The sequence below is a fragment of the Litchfieldella rifensis genome (assembly GCF_042646605.1).
Classification (GTDB): Bacteria; Pseudomonadota; Gammaproteobacteria; order Pseudomonadales; family Halomonadaceae; genus Litchfieldella; species Litchfieldella rifensis.
The window spans coordinates 126,223-147,094 of record NZ_JBHRUG010000017.1 but is presented as its reverse complement, the minus strand read 5'-3'; the positions used below and the strand labels follow the sequence as shown (position 1 = coordinate 147,094).

Below are 20,872 nucleotides of genomic sequence, written 5' to 3'. Positions count from 1 at the left end.
TAGGTAGGGTCTTGTAGGGCCGTATTACGCAGCCTCGGTTTCCAGGGACTGCCGGTACTCCCCACGGGCAGCCAGGGCATTCATCTGCGCGCGAAACGCGAATGCCTGCTGTGCCTCGGCCGCGCACTGCTGATTTGCGCCCCATATCTCCAATGCCGGCTGTTGTAGAGCGCGTGCATAGGAGAATGTCATCGGCCAGGGTGCGCGACCGGCAGCCACCTGTTGCATGGCATTGAGATGTTGCGTGGACTCCACATTTCCCTGACCGCCGGAAAGAAACACCACCCCGCCGAGTGCGGCAGGGACGCAGCGCAGCAGGGTGGCCACGGTGCGCTTGGCGACCTCTTGAACGCCGGCCCGCTTCGTCGCCCGCAACCCGGAGATGACCATGGAGGTCTTGAGGATGGCTCCCTCCAGCAACACCCGATGGACCTGCAGTTCCCGGAACACGATGCGCAGGTTGTGCTCGGTCACCGACTCGCAACGATCGATGTCGTGAGACCCATCGATCAGCACCTCCGGCTCAATGATCGGCACGATGCCGGCTTCCTGACATAGCGCGGCATAACGCGCCATGGCATGAGCGTTCGCTTCGCAACAGAGCTGGCTAGGCAGTCCGTCGCCGATGGCGATCACCGCCCGCCACTTGGCAAAACGGGCCCCCATGGCGTGATACTCGGCAAGCCGCTCGCGCAGGCCATCGAGTCCTTCGGTGACCTTTTCTCCGGGCGCATTGGCGAGATCCTTGGCGCCGGTATCGACCTTGATGCCCGGAACCTGGCCACGGGCTCTCAGGAAGTTCGGAAAGGGAACGCCATCACTGGTGGCTTGACGGATCGTCTCGTCGTAGAGAATGGCGCCGCTGATGTGGTCCTCGGATCCCGGCGCCGTCATCAGCAATTCCCGATACTGTCGCCGCGTCTCCGGGGTGGACCGCACCCCTGCGGCTTCGAAGCGTGCGGTACAGGTGGCGTTACTCTCGTCCAGCGCCACAATCCCTTTTCCACGGGTCGTTAGTGTGCGGACTGTTTCCGTGAGTGCCTTGGCGTGCTTATGCATCATGGCTGAACCCTCCTCATCCATCGCTTGGAAACCGGTTGCCTGGATCGGATCGGCGCGCACGTCGTTACGCGCCGTCCCCCGCTCAAGCCAGGCTTTCGTAGGCGGCGACGATCCGCTCGACGGTAAAGCCGTACTTGCGCAGTAGCTTCGTGCCCGGGGCGGAGGCACCGAAGCCGTGGATACCGACCGCACGTCCCTGCTCACCCAAGTAACGCTCCCAGCCCTGGGGCTCGGCGGCCTCGACCACGAGGCGGCGCTTCACCGTTGCCGGCAGTACCGCTTCGCGATATGTGGATTCCTGTGCGTCGAACAGCTCCCACGAGGGCATCGAGACGACCCGCACCCGACACCCCGCCTCCGCCAGACGGGCCTGGGCTTCCAGACAAAGTCCTACCTCGGAGCCACTCGCGATCAGAATGCCGTCAGGTTCTCCCCCCTCGGCCTCGGACAGCACGTAGGCGCCGCGGGCGGCACCGTCGATGGTGTCGCTGGAATGCACAAGGGGCATGGTTTTCTGGCGGGTGAGAATCAACGCCACGGGGTTGGATCGGCTCTCCAGGGCGAGTCGCCAGCCTACTGCCGTCTCCACGGCATCGGCCGGGCGATAGACGGTGAGATTGGGGATCGCGCGCAGGCTACCCAGCTGCTCGATGGGCTGGTGTGTGGGGCCGTCCTCCCCCAAGGCGATGCTGTCGTGCGTGAGCACATAGATGACGGGCCGTTCCATCAAGGCGGACATGCGCATGCCGTTGCGCATGTAATCGGAGAAGATCAGGAAGGTGCCGCCGAACGGGCGATAACCGCCGTGCAGGCTTACCCCGTTCATCACGCCGGCCATGCCGAATTCCCGCACGCCATAGTGCACGTAGCGGCCTCGCCCGTTACCGCGCTCCGGCTGGGTGCCGAGGACACACATGTCCGGCCAGCCGGTATTGTTCGAGCCGGTCAGATCGGCAGAGCCGCCAAAGAGCTCCGGCAACCATGCGGCCACAGCCTCCAGAACGCGGCCCGAGTGCTTGCGGGTGGCATCCGGCTTGCTCTCTTTGGCCAGCGTCTCGGTCAGTGTCCGGATGCCCGTGGTAAAGGCCTCCGGCAGATTCCCGCTGAGCCGACGCTGCAGTTCCCGTGCAGCATCGGGGAAAGCGCTCCGGTAAGCGGCGAAGCGCTGATGCCATTCACGCTCTGCCTGCACGCCCCGCAGACGGGCATCCCAGGCCGAACGCACCTTCGCAGGGATTTCGAAAGGAGGATGTGGCCATTGCAAGGCCTGGCGAGTGGCCTCCACCTCCTCATCACCCAATGCTGCGCCGTGCACGCCGGCACTATCCCCTTTTCCAGGAGAACCGTAGCCGATCACGGTGCGACAGCAGATGAGTGACGGCCGCGTGGTTTCCGCGGCGGCCTCGCGAATGGCCATGGCGATAGCGGTCGGATCATGACCGTCCACGCCAGCTACCACGTGCCAGCCATAAGACGCGAAACGCATGGGGGTATCATCACGGAACCAGCCGGAAACATTGCCGTCGATGGAGATGCCATTGTCGTCATAGAAGACCGTCAACTTGCCGAGCCCCAGCACGCCCGCCAGTGAGCAGGCCTCGTGCGAGATCCCCTCCATCAGGCAGCCATCGCCGACGAAAGCGTAGGTACGGTGATCCACAATCTCATGACCGGGTCGATTGAACTCAGCGACGAGTTCCCGCTCCGCCAAAGCCATACCCACAGCATTGGCAAGCCCTTGCCCCAATGGACCGGTGGTGGTTTCCACGCCCGGCGTGTGACCATACTCTGGGTGTCCCGGCGTCTTCGAACCGGACTGCCGGAAGCGCTTGAGCTCCTCCAGGGGCAGGTCGTAGCCGCTCAGATGCAACAAGCCATAGAGCAGCATGGAACCATGCCCGTTCGAGAGCACGAACCGGTCCCGGTCCGGCCATTGCGGATTGCCCGGGTTATGTTTCAGAAAATCGCACCACAATACTTCGGCGATATCCGCCATGCCCATGGGCATGCCGGGATGGCCGGAATTCGCTGCCTCCACCGCATCGATGGCCAGGAAGCGAAGCGCATTGGCCCGTAGCCGGCGAGTCTCATGGTCCGTCACGTCGAGGCGGCCGGACTGTTTCTCCTGGAGCATCTCGTTCATGCGCCCTCCCGCAGCAGCCGCTGATTCTGGATCCTGCTGATGCGATGATTGACGCCTTGAATGAGCAGGGTCTCCGTCCAGGCACGTCCGTCCATGACCCGCACACCCGCTAGCGTGTCGTCACCGGTGATGCCGGTACAGGCAAAGACCAGGTCATCGCTTGACACCAGCTCGTTCATGGTCAGGATCTGCCCCTGCCGCATCCCGCAGTCCCTGACCCGGGCTTCTTCCACCTCGCTCTGAGGGGCAAGTGCGCCCCACATGCCGGCACCGAGAGCACGCGCCACACAGGCGGCAATCACCCCCTCCGGCGTACCGCCGATCCCCATCAGGGCGTCGACACCCTCGCCCATTGCCGCCTTCAGTCCACCGAGCACGTCACCGTCCAGTGCCATTCGCACGCTGGCACCGGCTGCCTTGATCTCACGAACCAGGGTCTCGTGGCGCGGGCGCTCGAGGACGAAAATGCGCAATTCATCGATGGGTTTTCCCAGAGCCCGGCTTAAATCCCGGATTCTCTCGGCGACGGGAGCGGTCGGATCCACTGAGTGACGAGCGGCAGGAGGGACAATGAACTTGTCCATGTAGAAGGCCGGGCCCGGGCAGAACATGGCCCCGGCAGGTGCCGCGGCAAACACGGCCACCGCGCCCGCCATGCCCTTGGCCAGGTAGTTGGTGCCGTCCACGGGATCGACGGCGATATCCACCGCCACCCCTCCCTGACCCAGCGCTTCCCCGTTGTAGAGCATGGGGGCATTATCCTTCTCCCCCTCGCCGATCACCACGGTGCCGCTGAAAGGAAGGGAGCCAAACGTCTTGCGCATGGCGGTTACCGCAGCGTTGTCGCCACACTCCTTGTCTCCCCGGCCGATCCATTCATATGCCGCAATGGCCGCCGCTTCCGTCACCCCGGCAAACCCCAGACCCAGAGGCGCCAGCGAGCTTCCACTCGGCATTGAGGCAATATTCTTTTTGGCCAATGGCATGTCACCACTCCCATCATTGCATGATGAGATAAGGGTGGCTTCACTTCATTCATTTCGTAAAATAAATTATTTTTCTAACAATCATTTACTTTTAGTTATGCAAAACAGAGCAACCTGGCACAGCATGCCGCGGCACCTATGGTTGGATCGAGAAAGCGACGATCGAACCCTGGGGCACGGAAGTATGACGACAACATTGGCATCTAGCCGGTGATCAACCACCTTCCCAGCGTTCGGTAATTTCCAGGACATGGGTAATGGCCTGCGCCTTGCCATCCCAGAGATAGCGAAGATGAGGCCCCTGCACCGGAATACTCAGCGCGGGAGGACGAAAGACGGCTGCGCACTCCTGTCCCGGCGCCCTGACGCTGTGATAGAGGAGGCCCCATGAGCCTTCCGCTCTGAGACGCGAGGCAAAGGCCTGGCCTCGGGAGTAGGTGGCCGGAGCAGGATCATGCAACTCGGGATGGCCCTCGCGCACGTCGTGCAATGCCTTGGTGATGGTGTTGATGTAGGACCGCATGGTGATTTCGACGGTGGCTTCACGGGTCGCTGCCAGGAACTCGGCCATGTGGTAGCGGGTTTCGGCAATGGCTGCATCCATGGTACTGGTACAGTAGTAGATGCCATAGGTCCCGTCGGTGAAGCGTGACGGACGACCGACATGAGTAAATGCCGCCATGATGGGACTGGATCCGGGGCCCGAGACCCGATCACCCGGCGGGATCCGGGCTAGCCGCCCAGCCTCCTCGAGCAACCTGTCGTTTGTCATCGCTTCGATCGCGAAGGCGAACTCCAGGTCTTCCGGATCCAGGGTGTCCTCGAACACATCGATCGGGGGATAGGCGCTGTTGATGATGCGATAGGCATTCTGCCATTCCGGGGTACGCGTTTCCGCCACGCTCACCCCCTGACGCCGTCTAGGTAGCGACGGATATCCGCCAGATCGATGACTCGACCGTTCAGCATGTAGTCAAGTGCAGACTGGCCATTGAACGGGGGCGCGGCATTCGCCTTGTGCACCCACTCGGAGGCTTTCCCAGGGCTATTGCTGAAGATGATCCGCAGCGCCTTATGGATGCCCATGAGGTAGGAGATACGCTCAAGGGTGTCGTGTGGCAGCCGGACCCGGGGCAGCTTCTTGTACTTGTGGTACGTGGTATTGCCGATACCTCCCAGCAGGACACGCTGCTGAGCCGGCGTGCAGCCCCACAGCTCCATGACATTGAAGAAGAATTTCAGTGCCACTCGACCGGCCTCGGGGCTGGTCGTATCAGGGCGTTCAAGCAGTTCTTCAGCATTCATGGTTGTTCCTCCCGCCGGAGACAAATTCACATATGAACTATAGCACCCACAAAATCCTCATGCGAATTAAGTGACAAGGGAAATACTAACAGGAAGCCGCCAGTTGCAGTGGCGGCGCGCGCCGTTGGCCACACTGGCTTTCGCTCAGGCTAGTGCGCCAGAGCTAGACTCATGGCAGGAGGCATTCGAGGAACACGGCCATGGGAAGGTGCCTGGCTGACGAGGCGTAAGAGGGGGAATGCCGTGCGCTACCCCAGCGACAGCCTCCCCGCCGATGAGGGGTGCAGATGAGAATCAAGAAAGCCCGACAGCTAACAGCAGGCGAGGTCGCCGCCATTCACGAAGGAGCGATTCTCGACTATCCCTACGTGGAGACGGAGGACGATGCGTTCTTTGAGGTAACAGAGGAGCAGGCACGTGCCGCGAGTCAGGCCATTGCCCATAGAGAGCGCGTGTGGGTGCGCGGCCATGACGTCATCACCGTACGCAACAAGCCGGGATGAATCAGCTAAGCCACCGCCCTCCCTGGCAGTGGCAGCCGGCTTTCCCTAGCAGTGCTGACATGCGCGTCCTGCGCAGCCATCAATATTAGCAAAATCACAAATACGTCTCCACAAGAGATTTCCTGTCGCGATTGTGGGAAATCGCTTACCCCCGCACCGCATAAACGGGCACCGAGAGGAGCATTGGACTCGTTGCGGGTCTGCGAGGCGATCATCAGCTGGCGGTGGGCGGCAAAGTCACTTGCGTCCGGGGCCGTCAGGCAGACCAGGGAGTGATCGCGTCCGACCACCGATACCTGCTCCTCCAGCCGGGAATCCTGCCCCTGCTGGCGAAACGGGATACCCAGATCGGCGGTACCCTCCTCCACCCAGCCGAGGGAGTCCAGTCGCAACACTATTGAAGATGTTATGCTCAGCGACAGAGGCCGTGTGAACTGCTATCCGTATATTGGGGGAAATACTGCATGTCCTTGGTCGATCAGCTGGCGGAAGCCCATATCCAAAACGCCCTTGAAAACGGCGAACTTGATCGCTTGCCGGGTAGTGGCAAGCCGTTGCAGTTGGATGACGACAGCATGGTTCCTGCAGAGCTTCGGGCCGGTTACCGGCTGTTGAAAAATGCCGGCTATTTGCCGCCAGAGATGGAGCTGGTGCGCGAAATCCGCGAGGTGGAAAGTCTGATCGCCCGTCTGGACCAGGACGAGGAGCGGGAACAGGCCTGCGCTCGTCTCAATTTGCTGCGTGCCCGTTTGCAGGCACAGGGGCATGCCCCGAGCCTGTTGCTGGAGCGGGGCGAATATCGAGCCAAACTGATCAAGCGGTTGGATAAGGAGGGCCCTGATCGATGAACACAGCGACTTGTCAGGAATTTTTGAAGGGGTTCTCCACCAACGCCAGCGGCTCAAAGCCAACCAGCAGTTGGCAGAGTGGAATTGAATATTCACTTCTTCATTCCTCACCCCATACACTTTTTGTGAATGTTAAAAACCAGCCTCACACTTATTCTTTTCATTTTTGATATCATAATAGATTATCCATCCCATACATTACTTACACCGGAGTTGAATTCCCCTAAACTCGTTCCATTCAAAAGAGGTGCGCACACTAGTTCGTGTGTATAGTTACTATTATTACTCCCTACCGCACTACACTGCCGCTGTGGGATCTCGCCACGGCTGACGTTGCGTCGGCAGCCGGCTTGGCCAGGGCTACTGCGGCAAAGCCCGAGGAGGAAGCCATGACACCGTTACGCATCGCGACACTTGCCGTCTGCATCGCACTCCTGATGCCGATCACAGTCCAGGCCGGATCGCTCGAGGAGGACGTCAGCGCCGCCTACGCCAAATGGGATGCCACGTTCAACGAGACCGATGCCGAGAGCCTTGCATCCTTGTATACCGAAGACACGCTATTCCTGCCGGCGAGTCACGACATCATCAAGGGACCCTCGGGGGTCGAGGAGTTCTTCGCCGGTCTGTTCGCGAACGGCGTGACCGGGCACAAGCTCGAGCTGATCGAGGCCATCAACGATGGCGAGCTGGTCGTGTCGACCGCAAAATGGTCCGCGGAGGGAAAGGATGATGCGGGAGCACCGGCGGCCTTCAGCGGCATAGCGACGCACGTCTTCAAGAAACAGGACGACGGCAGTCTGCGGCTGAAGGTGCATACCTTCAACTAGACGCGTCTGCTGGGCGTCTTCCCGGGGCGTGGAGGCAAGAGGCGTCGCGTGGCCGATGTCACCGTGGCAGCCGACCTGGTACGTGACGATGACAGGCGTGTCTTTGGTGATGCCGGCACCCCACCGTCAACCCAACCCGAACGGCTCGATATCGCGGAAGATGCCTGTCTTGGTCATGTCGCGACGTAGGGTGAATGCATCGAGTGCGTGAGCCGGACCGACCTGCTCCAGTTGGTCGACGTGAATCCGCTCCCATTCTTTTCGGGCGACCTTGATGGTGTAGAGATACTGGTCGCGGCTGTCACCTGTGGCAGGATCGGTGACTTGGCGATAGCCGGAGACCACTGCCCGCTCCACTTTGGGTAGACGGGCGAAGACGGTCCCAAGTACAAAGAAAACCGCTCCGTGCACATAGTCGTTATAGAGCTTGCGCTGACGGGTGGCGCTGAGCTTTCTGGGAGTCAGCTTGAGACGCTTGACGGGCATCGTCCATTGCCGGTCGGGCATCTCGTCTTCGCCAGGTAGATCGATATCCACGGCGATGGTACGAGCGTCATCCCCAAAGTCGAAATCGACGACTGTCTCTCGTGGCCAAGAAATCTCCTCGAGCCGCTCGGCCAGGGTCTGTTCCATGGCCTCCAAATTGTCCAGGACAGCATGGGTCTCGCGCTGCTCCCGGGCAAACTCCCGGCTATCGTGCTCGGCCTTGTCCCACTCCCAGGCGCGGTAGGCCTTTTCATGGACCTCCTCACGCCGGAGATTCTCCTCTTCGATACGACGGCGAGCCGCTGGCCATAGCTGCTGCCACCTGGTCGGCTGCTGCAGTATCGGAAATGCTGGTGGTGGCTCCGGGAAATGGCATGGCTGATAACCCATGTGGCGACCCGGCGGTGGTGTCTGAACATGCAACAGCGCCAGGCTTTCGAGATCGGCATTGAGCCGCTCACAGTGGGTAGACAACTGCTCACGGATCCCATCGCCAGCATGACGGCGCAGCAGTCTGGCGTCATGGGCGCCCATCGGCGTCCCATCGCCATGCCGATAGCTGATGTCCCCTGACTTATTGATCTCGAGCCGTAACGGCAGACTGCCTCCTTCCTTCAACAAGGCCTCCAGGGCACGCACCGGGCGGCGTTCACTCTCTGAGACACCAGCGGGGCTCTCCTGCTTACCACGCTTATCGTGCTCCGCACCGTCAGCCAACTCGGTACCGAGAATTCTTGCGTGGTCATGGACGCCGCTTGATCCGACGTTCGGGCTAGCACCGCGGGGTCCAACCGAGAGCCTCAGCTCGCTCTTGCTGGCGTTGAGACGTATACCGGGTGCCAGGCGGATACGGCGCTGGAAGCGAAAGCCCACGGTGATCTCCCTGTCGGACGCTGCTGGAAAGCCTACAGCTTACTGCCTCACGGGTATAATGGAATACCCTCTCCTGGTCGAAGAATCCAGCATACTGTTCCAAAGCGAGATGCAATTTTTCGTCAGGACATCGGTTACTGCCACACCCAGAGCTTCATCCGTAACATCAGGTCACAACAGGTGTTGGACGTCATAAGGCATCAAGTCTCTTCTTATCGTTCCACAACCATTCTTTGATCTGCGCCTTATAATCCACTGATGCCTGATATATTTATCGCAGCGTGCGCAATGCTAGCTAGCGATCGCCTATCGCCTCCTCCAAAAATTCAACAACATCATTCCGCATCTCTGCTAAAGCATCGGGATTGAGATAAATCATGTGGCCGGATGGATAGTACCTAATGCTGATATTCTGTCGCAGCACTGGTTCGAGACTCAAGTGTGAAAGATCGTATTCCGTACCGAGAAATGGTGTTGCAAGGTCATAATAACCGTTCAAAGATATAACTTTGAAGTGCGGGTTTTTTCGTATCACTTCGGACAGATCAACAGTAGCCTTAGGAGACTGATGCCGGTTGTGACTCCAATCCCATTCACCCACCTCGCCCTGATGAAGAACTCTATAATCAAGATCGCTGTCATACTCTAGCATACGTACTAGATAGTCCCGAAGTAACGCATGATAAGCACCTTTGACCGCCGTTTCTGAGGGATCCATTCCTGCCCTCCCACCAGCAGCATCTTCGTCCATACCCGTGTACCGAGCATCGAAACGTCCAATCGTCAAACGTTGATCACGAAGCAACTCCTTGCGAAAACGCCATTCGGGAACACGAAGATTGGATTGTAGAAGATAGGCGGCAGAAAGGCCGATAAAATGGCTCATCTGCTGTGCAACCTCGTTGGCCTTTGCTTCACTGATGAGATCCCCTTCAGCCAAGGCTTGGACATAGGTGTCACCAGAAAACTCTCTCGCCTGCTGTATAAAATCTTCCAAATTTTCTGGTTTGTTCACGACCTTATCGTGATACCATGCCGCTGCCGCATAAGTTGGCAGCATGTTGACGTAATATCGATCCCTATCGAGTACTGTATAGTCGAGAATCGGTGATAACAGGATGGCGCCGTTAACCGCCACTCCTCTAGACTCCAGCAAATTGGCAACTACTGCGGAGCGCGTGGCACCATACGATTCACCTAACAGGAATTTCGGCGCATTCCAGCGTTTGTTGAGTGTCACATAACGTATGATAGCTCTGGAAAAGGCCTCTGCGTCCTGATCGACCCCTGTAAATTCATCCATCCCCGTGCCATCAAGGGGTCGAGAATAGCCGGTACCTACGGCATCGATGAACACCATGTCGGTCTTGTCAATCAAAGTCTCCGAATTGGTCTCTAATTCATAGGGAGGTGAGCCCAGTGATTTCGGTTCATCGGTTTTGGCACGCACAGGACCAAACGATCCCATATGAAGCCATAGGCTCGCCGAGCCTGGGCCTCCATTGTAGAAAAAGGTCACCGGTCGGGGCTGATCATCTTCATGCGCCACCGTATAGGCAACGTAGAACACACTGGCGGTGGGCATGCCCTTATCATCGCGAATTGTCAGTGTCCCGGCAGTCGCCTCATAAACAATCGTTTCACCACGCACTTCGAGGGAATGGCTTGTCGTTTTGGCAACTTCGGTAATAGGTGGGCGAGCATACGCAGCATCCATCTGTTGAGAACGTGAGGATTGGGAATTTTCGGCATCGCGGTCAATATCTTTAGCAGTGGTTCTACCACTATCGTTACCCTTTCCCTGGTCATGTGGTGTCTCGATTTCTTGTGACTCCGGAATCTTGGTGTCAGGCAAAACCTCCTGTGCCAGAACCGGACCATAAGCTAGCAGAAAAGCAACTCCCCACGGCATAATCCACTTGGAAAAACCAGGTTTTTGCAACTGACTATGACGACGCATATTTTCCACTAGCCTCTTGCCCTATGGATTTTAGTTACTGGATTCAAATAACAAATGCAGCACCCACAGTTTTCAGGGTTCCGGGGTACTCGCCAAAGAACATCCGAGCTGGCGTTCTGTCTCCAAGCTTTTTCTGAAAAGTCGTCGAGCGATGATCAGACAAGGCAAAAATCAGCGAGAAGACGGAGTTTATGGGGTGTAAATGAGTATTTTGAGCTGATTTTTAACGCCGTATGATCGAGCGCAGGCAGTTTTCAGACAAAGCGCAGGCTCCCGGGTGGCTCAGCTGACTCACAGTATATGCTCTTCATACGTACCTAGCCCCACCGCACCACCCCGCATCGCGGAAGCGTTCGCGGATATCCAGAGAAATGAGATACATGACACCTAATATGGTAAAGCGCCAATAGCCTGAGCGAGACGGCGGACCCGATGCCGGGAATCGTTTGGAGCAAACGGCGATCCCGCCTCAGGTCGGGGTGCTGGTCGGTATGGCAATCCCCATCGGCGGTGCCGCCGTCAATAGGATCGTCTTTCGAATACTAGGCGGCCGAGACGTGGCCGATATCGGTGCAAGGCTCGACCTCTATCGTGGTGTGAACCAGCTCGGGGAGTCTGGCTTCCAGCTTGCTTCGATACACGTGGGGCGGCTGGGGCTGGTCCGACACCAGGGCGATGATCCCCGCGTAGATCCCGGGCCCGATCGACCAGATATGCAGATCACTGATCCGATCACTGGTGCCACCTTCAAGGAGGTCGCGAACCTCAGGAGCCAGCGCTCTAGCCTGCCGGTCGAGCAACACCTGGCTGCTATCGCGCAGCAAGCCCCAGGACCAACGGGTCACCAGCACGGCACCGACGAGGCCCATGGCCGGATCCATCCATTGCCAACCGAGATACTTGGCCGCCAGCAACGCGACGATCGCCAGGAACGAGGTCAAGGCGTCCGCCAGGACATGGAAATAGGCCGCCCGACGGTTGTGGTCGGAATGTTGATGACCGGAATGCTCAGCGTAATGATGATGGTCCCCGCCTCCGAGAATCCAGGCTGACACACCGTTGACGGCGAGACCGATGACGGCCACGGCAATGGCCTTGTCGAATACGATATCCACGGGATTGACGAATCGGGCCACACTCTCGATGCCCATGTAGAGGGCGAATCCGGCCAGCAGCACCGCCCCGGCAAAACCACCCAGCGCATTGACCTTGCCAGTGCCGAAGCTGAAGCGGTCATCCCGTGCGTGGCGACGAGCGTAGGCATAGGCGAAGGCAGCAATGCCGAGCGCCGTTGCATGCGAGCCCATGTGCAGCCCATCGGCCAGCAACGCAATCGAACCGTAAAGCAGGCCGGCCGCGATTTCGACGACCATGGTCACCAAGGTGAGGACCACGACGAGCCGGGTGCGTCTCTCTCCGACACGGACCCGATCCTGTTCGAAGGTATGGCCGTGCTGCCAGGCGCTCAGGTTGTGATGGTGCATGACAGTCGTCCTCCTTGGTTGGCTAACGCATCCATTCATCGATGATAGACAAGGCCCACAATGGGACGCGACTACAACACGCCAATCTTCAGTGCATCATTTCACGTTATTGTGACCGGCTCCTGAAGCCATCTTTCGCCCCCTGTGACGGGCATAGAGTGAACTACACTCGCAAAAGCAGAACCTGATCGCCGACCTCGACAAGGCCGGCCGAACCACATCGAGCGCGGCACAGGGTGGCGGATCTCGTTTTGGCGTCCGATGCCCCAGCCCCGTACTCGCGCCGCGCAGTGACGCGTGGAGGAACACCATGGCTGCGATTGAGCGCTACGACGTGATCTGCATCGGCGGCGGCTCCGGCCTGACTGCCGCCTATTACGCTCGGCAGGACGGCAAGTCAGTCGCGCTGGTCGATGACCGTCCCGACCAGCTCGGCGGTACCTGCGTGAACCGCGGCTGCATCCCGACGAAGGGCCTGATTCAGGCTGCCGAAGTGATGCAGACGATCCGGTACGCCGGGGACTTTGGTATCCACCTGGATCAGTCGTCGGTTCGCGTCGACTTCCAGGCCGTTCTCGGAACGGTCCGCCGGCGGCGCGAGGACGACGCCGCCGCCGTGCGCCGCTGGGTGGAAGGCGCCTTCGCCCCCTTCTATGGCCAGGGGCGTTTTGTGGACGACAAACTGATCGAGATGGAGGATGGGAGCCAGCTGACCGCAGAGCGGATCTTCATCGCTGCGGGCGCACGACCCGCGATCCCGCCGCTCCCCGGGTTGGCGGAGAGCGGGTTCCTCACCAACGAGTCCGTCATCTTCGACCTCACCGAGCAGCCCGAGCACCTGATCATCCTCGGCGGCGGCTACATCGGCTGCGAGTTTGCCCATTTTTTCTCCGCCCTGGGCACCCGCGTAACACTGATCGACCATTCCGAATGCCTGCTGGCCGAAGACGACGACGTGCGGGCACTGTTCACGCAGGAGCTTGGCAAGCGGGTAGAGCTCCTGCTGCAAGCCGAGGCACGCCAGGCGCTGGTGCGCGATGGGCAGTGCGGCCTGGTCGTCACCACCGACGACGGCGAGCGTACCGTGCTCGGCGATCAGATCCTGTTGGCCACCGGTCGGCGTCCCAACACCGATGGACTCGCGCTGGAGCAGACGGGGGTCGAGCTTGACGACCGCGGCTTCGTGATGGTCGACGACGGGCTTCGGACCACGCACCCCGACATCTATGCCTATGGCGACGTCATCGGACAGGGAATGTTCAAGCACACCTCGAGCTACGAAGGTGAGCTTGCCTACCACAACGCGCACGGTGCCTCCCTTACCGTCGACTACACCGCCAACCCGCACGCCGTGTTCAGCAACCCGCAGATCGGCTCGGTCGGGCTAACCGAGCGCGCCTGTCGCGACCAGGGCCTCGATTACACCGTGGCCCGGAAGAATTACGCCGATTTTGCGAAGGGCAAGATCGTCGGTTCACCACCGGGCTTTGCGAAACTGCTGGTCGAGAAGGGCAGCGATCGAATCCTGGGCTTCCATCTGGTCGGGCCCCAGGCAGCCGATCTCATTCACGAGGTGGTGGTCGCCATGAACACCCCGGGGGCCAAGGCGGAGCGGGTGCGTGACAGCATCCACATCCACCCGACGCTCGCCGAGCTGGTCAAGCAGGTGTTCGACGCCTCGGCGTAGGAGCCGGTCCGGGAGCGGATCGACTGGCAAAAGCTACCTATCGCTCGGTCATGAGGACTCATCGTTGATTCCCTGTGACTCAGGCCCTTTAGCGGCAACTCCAGAGGAGGTCTAGCCTAAGGTTAGTGCGTACAAAAACAGCAAAGAACGCAGGGAGGCCTCATGGAGCTGGGTGAAAAGCTCTCAGGCACCACCCGTCATGGCGAAGAGCAACTTGCAGCGGCGCGCCGCGCGGACAATCGAGTCATGTCCACCTTTTTCTTCAGCTGGACGGGCCAGCTCGAGAATTGGGCCTGATCTGGCGTGTCGTCGCCGCGCTCTGCGTCGTCAATTTCTTGGCGCTCGCGGTGTTCGTGGTCATCGCCACGCTGCAATTCGATGCCATCCTGTCCGGCCTCGTGCGCGATCGGGTCTCGGTGCTGGTGGACGGCATCAAGCCGCCGTTCGAATCGGTGGCCGAACTCGGTCTGCCGGTCGCGACGGTGCGCAACGCCCAGGCCGTTCTGGAGGAAGTCCGGCAGAGTGACAGCGCCATTATCGCGGTCCAGGTGTACGGGCCGGACGGGGCAATCGTGCACAGCACCGGCGGCGGCGCGCCGACCGGGAGCATTACGCTGGCCGATCCGGCGCGGCCGGGCGAGAGCCTGCATGTCGAGACCGGGTCCAGCTTCGTCCTGAGCAGCGCCTTCTCCACCGCGACGGGCACGCCGGCCGGCGGGGTCGTGGTCGAATATTCCAGGGCGCTGTCCAGAACCCAGGTGCGGGCCATGGCGGCGAGCCTCGGCGTCGCGGCCTTGGCTATCCTGCTGGCGACGGGACTGGCCACGGCGCTGCTGACGCGGTTGGCGCTGCGCGAGCACGTGGGCATCGTCGAGGCCCTTCTGGAGACCTATGACCGGTTCGAGCGGCGGTTCTGGCGGCGGGGTACCCCCTATGTCGTGCAGGTCGCGCCGGTCCGCGGGCTCGGCCTCAGCAGCGCGGAGTTCGACGATCTGTTGCGCCGGTCGGAAGTGGCCTACGAGGCGGCAATCGGGGCCTCCAGCGACGCGCCGTCACAATGAGCCGGTCGGTCCAGCCGGGTCGGCTGTCGGCGCGCCGGGTCATCCTCTGGGCCGGATTGCTGCTGGGCCTGTCGCTGGTGTTGATGGCGTGGACGGCAACACGGCTGTTCGAGGCCGACCTGAAACCCGAGTTCGAGAGCCGGTCCCAGTTGATCGGCGCCATCGTGCGCGAGGATCTCGAATCCGCCCTCGATCTCGGGCTGGAGCTCGGCGCCATCGCCGGCACCGAGGCCTATCTCGACCAGGTCATCGCCCAGTTCGAAGAGGTCGAGCGCATCACGCTCCTCGATCGCGCGGGCACGGAAGTCGCCGTCGCCACGCGCAACACCGAGGCCGGTCCCGAGCCGCTGATCCGGCCCGACCTGTCGGCGGACTCGGTCACGCACATGATCCTGCGACGCAACACGATCATCGGCGAGCTGCGCATCGACCTCAATCCGCACGTCGCCGAAACCCATCTCACCGACGTGTTTCTCGATATCGGCGTGATCGGGCTGATCGCCGTGCTGTTGTCCTTCGAGCTGGTGATCTGGGTGACCGCAGGCGCCGTCGGCAAGCCGCTCGACCGGGTCGACACGCTGCTGCGCCAGCAGGTGGCAGGCCAGTTCACCCATGTGATCCCGCCGCGTGACGCCGGCAGTCTGGCGCGGATCGCGTGGCGGCTGTCGGACCGCGCCCAGGACGTCGCCGCCCGACAGACCGCCGCCGTGAAGCGACTCGGCCAGGCCTATTTCGTCGATGTCCGCATGCCGGCCTTCCTGTTCTCGCTCGGGACCGAGATCTCCACCGCCTTCATGCCAATCTATGCCCGCGAGGCCGGCGGCGCCGAATGGCTGGCGGGGGATCTGGCCGCGACCGCACCGCTGGTCACCTATTTGCTCGCGCTCGCGATCATCGCCCCGTTCGGCGGCACGCTCACAGACCGGATCGCCCCGCGCGACCTGTTCCTCACCTGCGTGCCGCTGACCGCCGCGGCCATGGTCGGCGTCGGCCTCAGCGGTGGCGTCCTCGGCATCGCCTTCTGGCATGGGGTCATGGCGCTGATCTACGGCGTCGCGACCGTGGCCTGCCTCGAGTACGCAATCCGCACGGCACCCGAGGACGCGGATGCGCAGGCGGTCGGCAGCTTCCTGTTCGTGCTGATCGCCGGCGCGTTCTGCGGCTCGGCCCTGGGCGGCGTCCTGGCCGACCGGATGGGCCCGGCCCCGACCTTCTTCGTCGGCGCCGGGCTCGTCTTCCTGTCCGGATTGCTCGGGGCGGGAACTCTCGTCCGCGACGTGGGCAAGCGGACCACCGCGTCGGAGCAGGTCTCGCAGGAGGGACATGGCTGGGCTGTCTTCGCCAATCTCCGCGTCCCCACGCTGATCCTCGGCGTGGCGGTGCCGGTCAATGTCGGGATGTCCGTCTTCGTCTGGTATCTGGTGCCGGTGATCCTCGACGATTCCGGCACGCGGATGGCCAATATCGGCCGCGTGGTGATGCTGTATTTCCTGGCGCGGATGCTGGGAGGCCCGGTCGCGTCGCGCCTCGCCGACGGCCGGATCGGCCGGATGCCGCTGCTGTTCGCGGGGATGGCGCTTGCCGCAGTGGCATTCCTGTCGCTGTCGTTCTGGTCCGGGATCTATGCAATGGCGCTGTCCGTCGTGATCCTCGGCATCGGCAACGCGATCTGTGACGCGCCGCAATATGCCGAGGCGATCAAGCTGGCCGAGACCAGCGACGTGCACGGCGCACGCAACCGGGTTCTCGGAACGCTGCGACTCGTGGAGCGGTTGGCCGCGATCGCGGGGCTTCTGGCCTGTGCCATGGTGGTGGAAACCGTGGGCTACGACCAGGCCGTGGCCAGTCTTGGCTGGCTGATGCTCGCGGGTCTTGTCGTGCTGGCGGCGGGACGGCTGGTGCCCACGCGCCGCGCCGGCGAGGCCCTGAAATCCAAAGGGGATATTTCATGAACACACTGCTAAGAGCTTTGCCGGTCGCACTGCTTTGCCTGGTGGCAGGACCGGCCCTCGCCGCCGAGAAAATCGTCTATGCGGTGTTCTGGGATGGCTGCACCGACGGCTGCGAAGCCTTCGTCGAGACCATCGAGGGCGCCGGAATCGGCGCCGAGGTCCTGATCCGCGACGCCCGCCAGGACAGGGCAGCGCTCCCCGGTTTCGTCGAGGAGGCCCGGGCGCTCGACGCCGATCTGGTCCTGACCTTCGGCACCAGCGTGACGCTGGGCATGGCGGGGCGAATTTCCGATACCGGGAACCAGCAATACGTCACGGACCGGCCGCTGGTCTTCATGTATGTAGCCGATCCCTTCGGCACCGGCATCGCCGAAAGTTTCGAGCGAAGCGGCCGGAGTAACGTCACCGGCACATTCAACCGGGTTCCCGAGGCGGTGAACATTCGCGTGATCCGCACGATCCAGCCCGAGTTCGATCATCTCGGCATCCTGTTTCACAGCAACGAGAGGAACTCGCTGATCAAGGTCGAGGAAATGCGCCGATTGTCGCAGGAGATGGACTTCGAGCTCACCGCGCTCGAGATCGACCCGGGAAATGACGAGGCGCCCGATCCCGCGCTGATCCCGGGCGGCGTCGCGGCGCTGGCCGAGGCCGGGGTCGATTTCATCTATGTCGGGTCGAGCACGGTGCTGCGGGCGCAGCGAGCGGCCTTCACGGCCGCGGCGATCGAGCATGGCCTGCCGATCCTGAGCCCTTATGAAGAGGTCGTGCGTGACGGCCAGGGCCTCGTGTCGATCGCCGCCCGTGCCCGGGACGTGGGACACACCGCAGGCGAACAGGCGCTGCGGATCCTCCGCGATGGCGCGACACCCGGCGATCTGCCGATCGCGCGCGTCACCGAGTTTGCTTATGTCGTGAATTCCGAAGCGGCCAAGAAGCTCGGCATCGCTCCACCCGTCTCCTTCCTGCAAGTCGCGGAAATCGTCAGATGAGGCCCTTGTCCGGTAGGTAGCTGGCCTCCCAAGTCCGATGCTCTGTGCCAGGTGCGTCACACCCAGCGAAGCTCATCGGCTCCGTTGAGGGGAGACGAGTGCACAGACGGCATCAGAGCTTACGCGATCATCAGTCCACAGAGGGACATTGGGGCGGGTAGAGGACTGACCGGGTAATGAGTGCCTGATCGGATCTGGCTCCCCGAACAGGACTCGAACCTGTGACCCAGCAATTAACAGTCACTTGTTCTACCCACTGAGCTATTGGGGAACGACCGGCATACGCGGAAAGGCAGGCGGTAGGTTGGCTCCTCGAGCAGGACTCGAACCTGCGACCCAGTGATTAACAGTCACTTGCTCTACCAACTGAGCTATCGAGGAATCTCATCAAAATCAGCTACCTACCTGTGTTCCGTGGGTGTTGGCTCCCCGAGCAGGACTCGAACCTGCGACCCAGTGATTAACAGTCACTTGCTCTACCAACTGAGCTATCGGGGAACGACCCGGAACACGCGACGTAGTATACGGATCATATTACGAAGGTCAAGCGGACATTCGGCTTCATGAACGCAAGTCCATGCGCAGCGAGGAAAAAAGCCGCGACACGGCACGGCAAAATGAAACGCCCGCCTGGCTGAGCCAGACGGGCGTTTCGCTATTCAGCTTGGTGGCTACGCCCTGATTCGAACAGGGGACCCCATCATTATGAGTGATGTGCTCTAACCAGCTGAGCTACGTAGCCGGCTGACGGCCATTCTCACCGGTGGCCCGGGGATCGCCGACAACGGGGGCGCATTATGCACGCGGGCCTGCCCCTTGGCAAGCCCGTCGCGCCACACGTCAGTCTTCGATATTCAGTGCCGCCCTAGCCGCCGCAAGGCCGTCCTCACCATCCACGCTAGATACGCCGTCGAGCCACTCAGCAAGCACCTCGGGATTGTCCTGCAGATAGGCGCGCGCGGCATCACGCGGGCCCTCGCCTTCCTCCATGATCGCCCTCATCAACCGACTTTCCATTTCCAGCGTGAATTCCAGATTCTCGAGCAGCACCCCGACATTGGCACACTCTTCGACATAACCGGCACGCGTATTGGTATAGACGATTGCCCTGCCCCGGTCGGGGCCGAAGTAGTCATCGGCGCCTTCCAGATAGGCGATGTCGAAATTGATGTTCATCGGATGAGGCTGCCATCCCAGGAATACCATCCACTCCCCGCGCTCGACCTTGGAGCGCAGTTCAGCCAGCATGCCGGCCTCGCTGGAATCGATCAGCCGCCAGTCACCAAGCCCAAAGGCGTCATCATCGATCATGTCCTGAATGATCATGTTGCCGTCATTGCCGGCCTCGATGCCATACAAGCGCTCCTCGAATCGTTCGGCATGCTCGGACAGATCGGCCACCGAGGTCACCCCCGCATCATGGACATATTGCGGTACCGCCAGCGTATACTTGGCACCGTGCAGGTTAGCAGCCACCCGGTCGACATCGCCCTGCTCGATATAGGGATCGCTGATCGACGCCATCGATGGCATCCAGTTGCCGAGAAAGACATCGAAATCGTTATAGCGCAGACCGGAATAGACGAGCGGGACCGAGACGGTTTCGACGCGAGTGTCATAGCCGAGGGCCTCGAGAACCTCACGAGTGAGCGCCGTCGTGGCCGTGATATCGGTCCAGTCCACCTTGGCAAACCGCACCGTCTGGCAGCTCACCGCTTCCTGCGCCAGCAGCGAAGTCGCGTTCAAGATCAATGCGACCGCACTCAGAATCGATAGGGAGTTCTTCAATGGCTTGCTCATCGCTTCCTTTCTCCTGCTGGCCTATCCCTTGTGACACGCCATTACACTCGGTGTCCCCCTCCTTGTTAAGCTCGGTTCATAGCGAATCCAACATACCATATCACGACACGATCTTTTTTATTGATTGAACGTTCAATAAAAAAGATGCATACTAACCACAGTAAGATGCAGTGGCCTCCGGCCAGGTTCTGCCATCGAAACGATGAGGAACAGAGCCCCGTGAGTGCGACTCGGAAAGGAGACAAACCGGTGCCAAAGCTCGGAATGGAACCCATTCGCCGCCGCCAGTTGATCCAGGCCACCATGGAGGCGATCGACGAAGCCGGCCTGGCCGATACCACCATAGTGCGCATCGCCCGGCGTGCCGGTGTCTCCGCCGGCATCATCAGCCACTACTTCGGCGGCAAGGACGGGTTGCTGGAAGCCACCATGCGCCAGATCCTCAGTGATCTTGGAGAGGCCGTGGCACGCCGACGTCAAGCGTTACCGAGCGATTCTCCGCGCGACCATCTGCGTGCCATTATCGACGGCAACTTCGATCGCAGCCAGGTCAGCCAGTCGGTAATGAAAACCTGGCTGGCCTTCTGGGCCAGCAGCATGCACAAGCGTGATCTTCAGCGTCTTCAGCATGTCAATGACAGAAGGCTGTACTCCAATCTGTGCCATCAATTTCGGCATTGCCTACCCAAGGAAGAGGCACGGCAAGCCGCTCGTGGCCTGGCCGCGATGATCGACGGCTTGTGGCTACGCGGCGCCATGGCACCGGAAGGGCTGGATGTCGATCGCGCTCGCGGGCTCGCCTACGACTATCTCGACGCGCAACTAGCTCGACGAACAACGACTCGACACACCACTGTCACAACAAATGACTGACCCGCGCTAACACATGCGCGGCCGGTT

General features: G+C 60.9%; 18 protein-coding genes and 4 tRNA genes. 9 read left to right on the top strand and 13 right to left on the bottom strand.

The features are described from left to right. Positions 1 to 24: 24 nt before the first annotated feature. The 5 genes from ACFOEV_RS07780 to ACFOEV_RS07760 all read right to left on the bottom strand — a co-directional run bounded on the left by ACFOEV_RS07780 (position 25) and on the right by ACFOEV_RS07760 (position 5,496). Positions 25 to 1,062 (bottom strand): class I fructose-bisphosphate aldolase, encoded by a 1,038-nt coding sequence (locus ACFOEV_RS07780; protein WP_386772566.1) that lies wholly within the window; start codon positions 1,060 to 1,062, stop codon positions 25 to 27. An 82-nt stretch (positions 1,063 to 1,144) separates the two neighbouring features. Then, a complete protein-coding gene (gene tkt / locus ACFOEV_RS07775) occupies positions 1,145 to 3,205 on the bottom strand; it encodes a transketolase (protein ID WP_386772565.1) in 2,061 nt (686 codons plus the stop codon). Continuing rightward, a complete protein-coding gene (gene glpX, locus ACFOEV_RS07770) occupies positions 3,202 to 4,191 on the bottom strand; it encodes a class II fructose-bisphosphatase (RefSeq protein WP_386772564.1) in 990 nt (329 codons plus the stop codon). The genes tkt and glpX overlap by 4 nt, the downstream gene beginning before the upstream one ends. 214 nt (positions 4,192 to 4,405) lie before the next feature. Next, positions 4,406 to 5,092 (bottom strand): RES family NAD+ phosphorylase, encoded by a 687-nt coding sequence (locus tag ACFOEV_RS07765; RefSeq protein ID WP_386772563.1) that lies wholly within the window; start codon positions 5,090 to 5,092, stop codon positions 4,406 to 4,408. Between the two features lie 2 nt (positions 5,093 to 5,094). Then, the gene (locus tag ACFOEV_RS07760) at positions 5,095 to 5,496 is read right to left on the bottom strand and encodes an antitoxin Xre-like helix-turn-helix domain-containing protein (RefSeq protein ID WP_386772562.1); all 402 of its coding nucleotides are present in this window, start codon (positions 5,494 to 5,496) and stop codon (positions 5,095 to 5,097) included. Between the two features lie 287 nt (positions 5,497 to 5,783). On the opposite strand from ACFOEV_RS07760, the gene ACFOEV_RS07755 reads away from it, so the two are divergent. The 3 genes from ACFOEV_RS07755 to ACFOEV_RS07745 all read left to right on the top strand — a co-directional run bounded on the left by ACFOEV_RS07755 (position 5,784) and on the right by ACFOEV_RS07745 (position 7,677). After that, positions 5,784 to 5,999: a hypothetical protein gene (locus ACFOEV_RS07755; protein ID WP_386772561.1), complete on the top strand. Its 216-nt coding sequence runs from the start codon at positions 5,784 to 5,786 to the stop codon at positions 5,997 to 5,999. A gap of 470 nt (positions 6,000 to 6,469) precedes the next feature. Continuing rightward, positions 6,470 to 6,847, top strand: coding sequence for a DnaJ family domain-containing protein (locus tag ACFOEV_RS07750; RefSeq protein WP_386772560.1), 378 nt, complete (start codon positions 6,470 to 6,472; stop codon positions 6,845 to 6,847). Positions 6,848 to 7,236: 389 nt separating this feature from the next. Then, on the top strand, positions 7,237 to 7,677 hold the full coding sequence (locus tag ACFOEV_RS07745) for a YybH family protein (RefSeq protein WP_386772559.1): 441 nt from the start codon (positions 7,237 to 7,239) through the stop codon (positions 7,675 to 7,677). 126 nt (positions 7,678 to 7,803) lie between these two features. Here the strand turns inward: ACFOEV_RS07745 and ACFOEV_RS07740 are convergent, their stop codons facing one another. The 3 genes from ACFOEV_RS07740 to dmeF all read right to left on the bottom strand — a co-directional run bounded on the left by ACFOEV_RS07740 (position 7,804) and on the right by dmeF (position 12,480). Next, complete coding sequence (locus tag ACFOEV_RS07740; protein ID WP_386772558.1) at positions 7,804 to 9,036, bottom strand: DUF4236 domain-containing protein; 1,233 nt, start codon at positions 9,034 to 9,036, stop codon at positions 7,804 to 7,806. A 295-nt stretch (positions 9,037 to 9,331) separates the two neighbouring features. After that, positions 9,332 to 10,996, bottom strand: coding sequence for a S10 family peptidase (locus ACFOEV_RS07735; RefSeq protein ID WP_386773062.1), 1,665 nt, complete (start codon positions 10,994 to 10,996; stop codon positions 9,332 to 9,334). Positions 10,997 to 11,538: 542 nt separating this feature from the next. Then, the gene (gene dmeF / locus ACFOEV_RS07730) at positions 11,539 to 12,480 is read right to left on the bottom strand and encodes a CDF family Co(II)/Ni(II) efflux transporter DmeF (protein ID WP_386772557.1); all 942 of its coding nucleotides are present in this window, start codon (positions 12,478 to 12,480) and stop codon (positions 11,539 to 11,541) included. A 310-nt stretch (positions 12,481 to 12,790) separates the two neighbouring features. Between dmeF and ACFOEV_RS07725 the strand changes: the two genes are divergently transcribed. The 5 genes from ACFOEV_RS07725 (at position 12,791) to ACFOEV_RS07705 (ending at position 18,172) form a co-directional block, all read left to right on the top strand. Beyond that, entirely contained in the window at positions 12,791 to 14,167 is a 1,377-nt protein-coding gene (locus tag ACFOEV_RS07725) for a dihydrolipoyl dehydrogenase family protein (RefSeq protein ID WP_386772556.1), read from the top strand. A gap of 162 nt (positions 14,168 to 14,329) precedes the next feature. Further along, a complete protein-coding gene (locus tag ACFOEV_RS07720; RefSeq protein ID WP_386772555.1) occupies positions 14,330 to 14,464 on the top strand; it encodes a hypothetical protein in 135 nt (44 codons plus the stop codon). Next, positions 14,455 to 15,228 carry a hypothetical protein gene (locus tag ACFOEV_RS07715; RefSeq protein ID WP_386772554.1) on the top strand — a complete coding sequence of 258 codons (774 nt, stop codon included), beginning with the start codon at positions 14,455 to 14,457 and terminating at the stop codon, positions 15,226 to 15,228. Before ACFOEV_RS07720 ends, ACFOEV_RS07715 begins: the two co-directional genes overlap by 10 nt. Continuing rightward, positions 15,225 to 17,180: an MFS transporter gene (locus ACFOEV_RS07710; RefSeq protein ID WP_386772553.1), complete on the top strand. Its 1,956-nt coding sequence runs from the start codon at positions 15,225 to 15,227 to the stop codon at positions 17,178 to 17,180. The genes ACFOEV_RS07715 and ACFOEV_RS07710 overlap by 4 nt, the downstream gene beginning before the upstream one ends. Further along, a complete protein-coding gene (locus ACFOEV_RS07705; RefSeq protein ID WP_386772552.1) occupies positions 17,177 to 18,172 on the top strand; it encodes an ABC transporter substrate-binding protein in 996 nt (331 codons plus the stop codon). The genes ACFOEV_RS07710 and ACFOEV_RS07705 overlap by 4 nt, the downstream gene beginning before the upstream one ends. Before the next feature lie 195 nt (positions 18,173 to 18,367). Here ACFOEV_RS07705 and ACFOEV_RS07700 read toward each other — a convergent pair. The 5 genes from ACFOEV_RS07700 to choX all read right to left on the bottom strand — a co-directional run bounded on the left by ACFOEV_RS07700 (position 18,368) and on the right by choX (position 19,972). Then, positions 18,368 to 18,443, bottom strand: a tRNA-Asn gene (locus ACFOEV_RS07700). A gap of 34 nt (positions 18,444 to 18,477) precedes the next feature. Beyond that, positions 18,478 to 18,553: transfer RNA gene (locus ACFOEV_RS07695), tRNA-Asn, on the bottom strand. 41 nt (positions 18,554 to 18,594) lie between these two features. Then, positions 18,595 to 18,670: transfer RNA gene (locus ACFOEV_RS07690), tRNA-Asn, on the bottom strand. 167 nt (positions 18,671 to 18,837) lie between these two features. Further along, positions 18,838 to 18,914: transfer RNA gene (locus ACFOEV_RS07685), tRNA-Met, on the bottom strand. A gap of 98 nt (positions 18,915 to 19,012) precedes the next feature. Then, complete coding sequence (gene choX, locus ACFOEV_RS07680; protein ID WP_386772551.1) at positions 19,013 to 19,972, bottom strand: choline ABC transporter substrate-binding protein; 960 nt, start codon at positions 19,970 to 19,972, stop codon at positions 19,013 to 19,015. Between the two features lie 249 nt (positions 19,973 to 20,221). Here choX and betI point away from each other — a divergent pair, with 249 nt between their 5' ends. After that, the gene (gene betI, locus ACFOEV_RS07675; protein ID WP_386772550.1) at positions 20,222 to 20,845 is read left to right on the top strand and encodes a transcriptional regulator BetI; all 624 of its coding nucleotides are present in this window, start codon (positions 20,222 to 20,224) and stop codon (positions 20,843 to 20,845) included. Positions 20,846 to 20,872 lie beyond the last annotated feature (27 nt).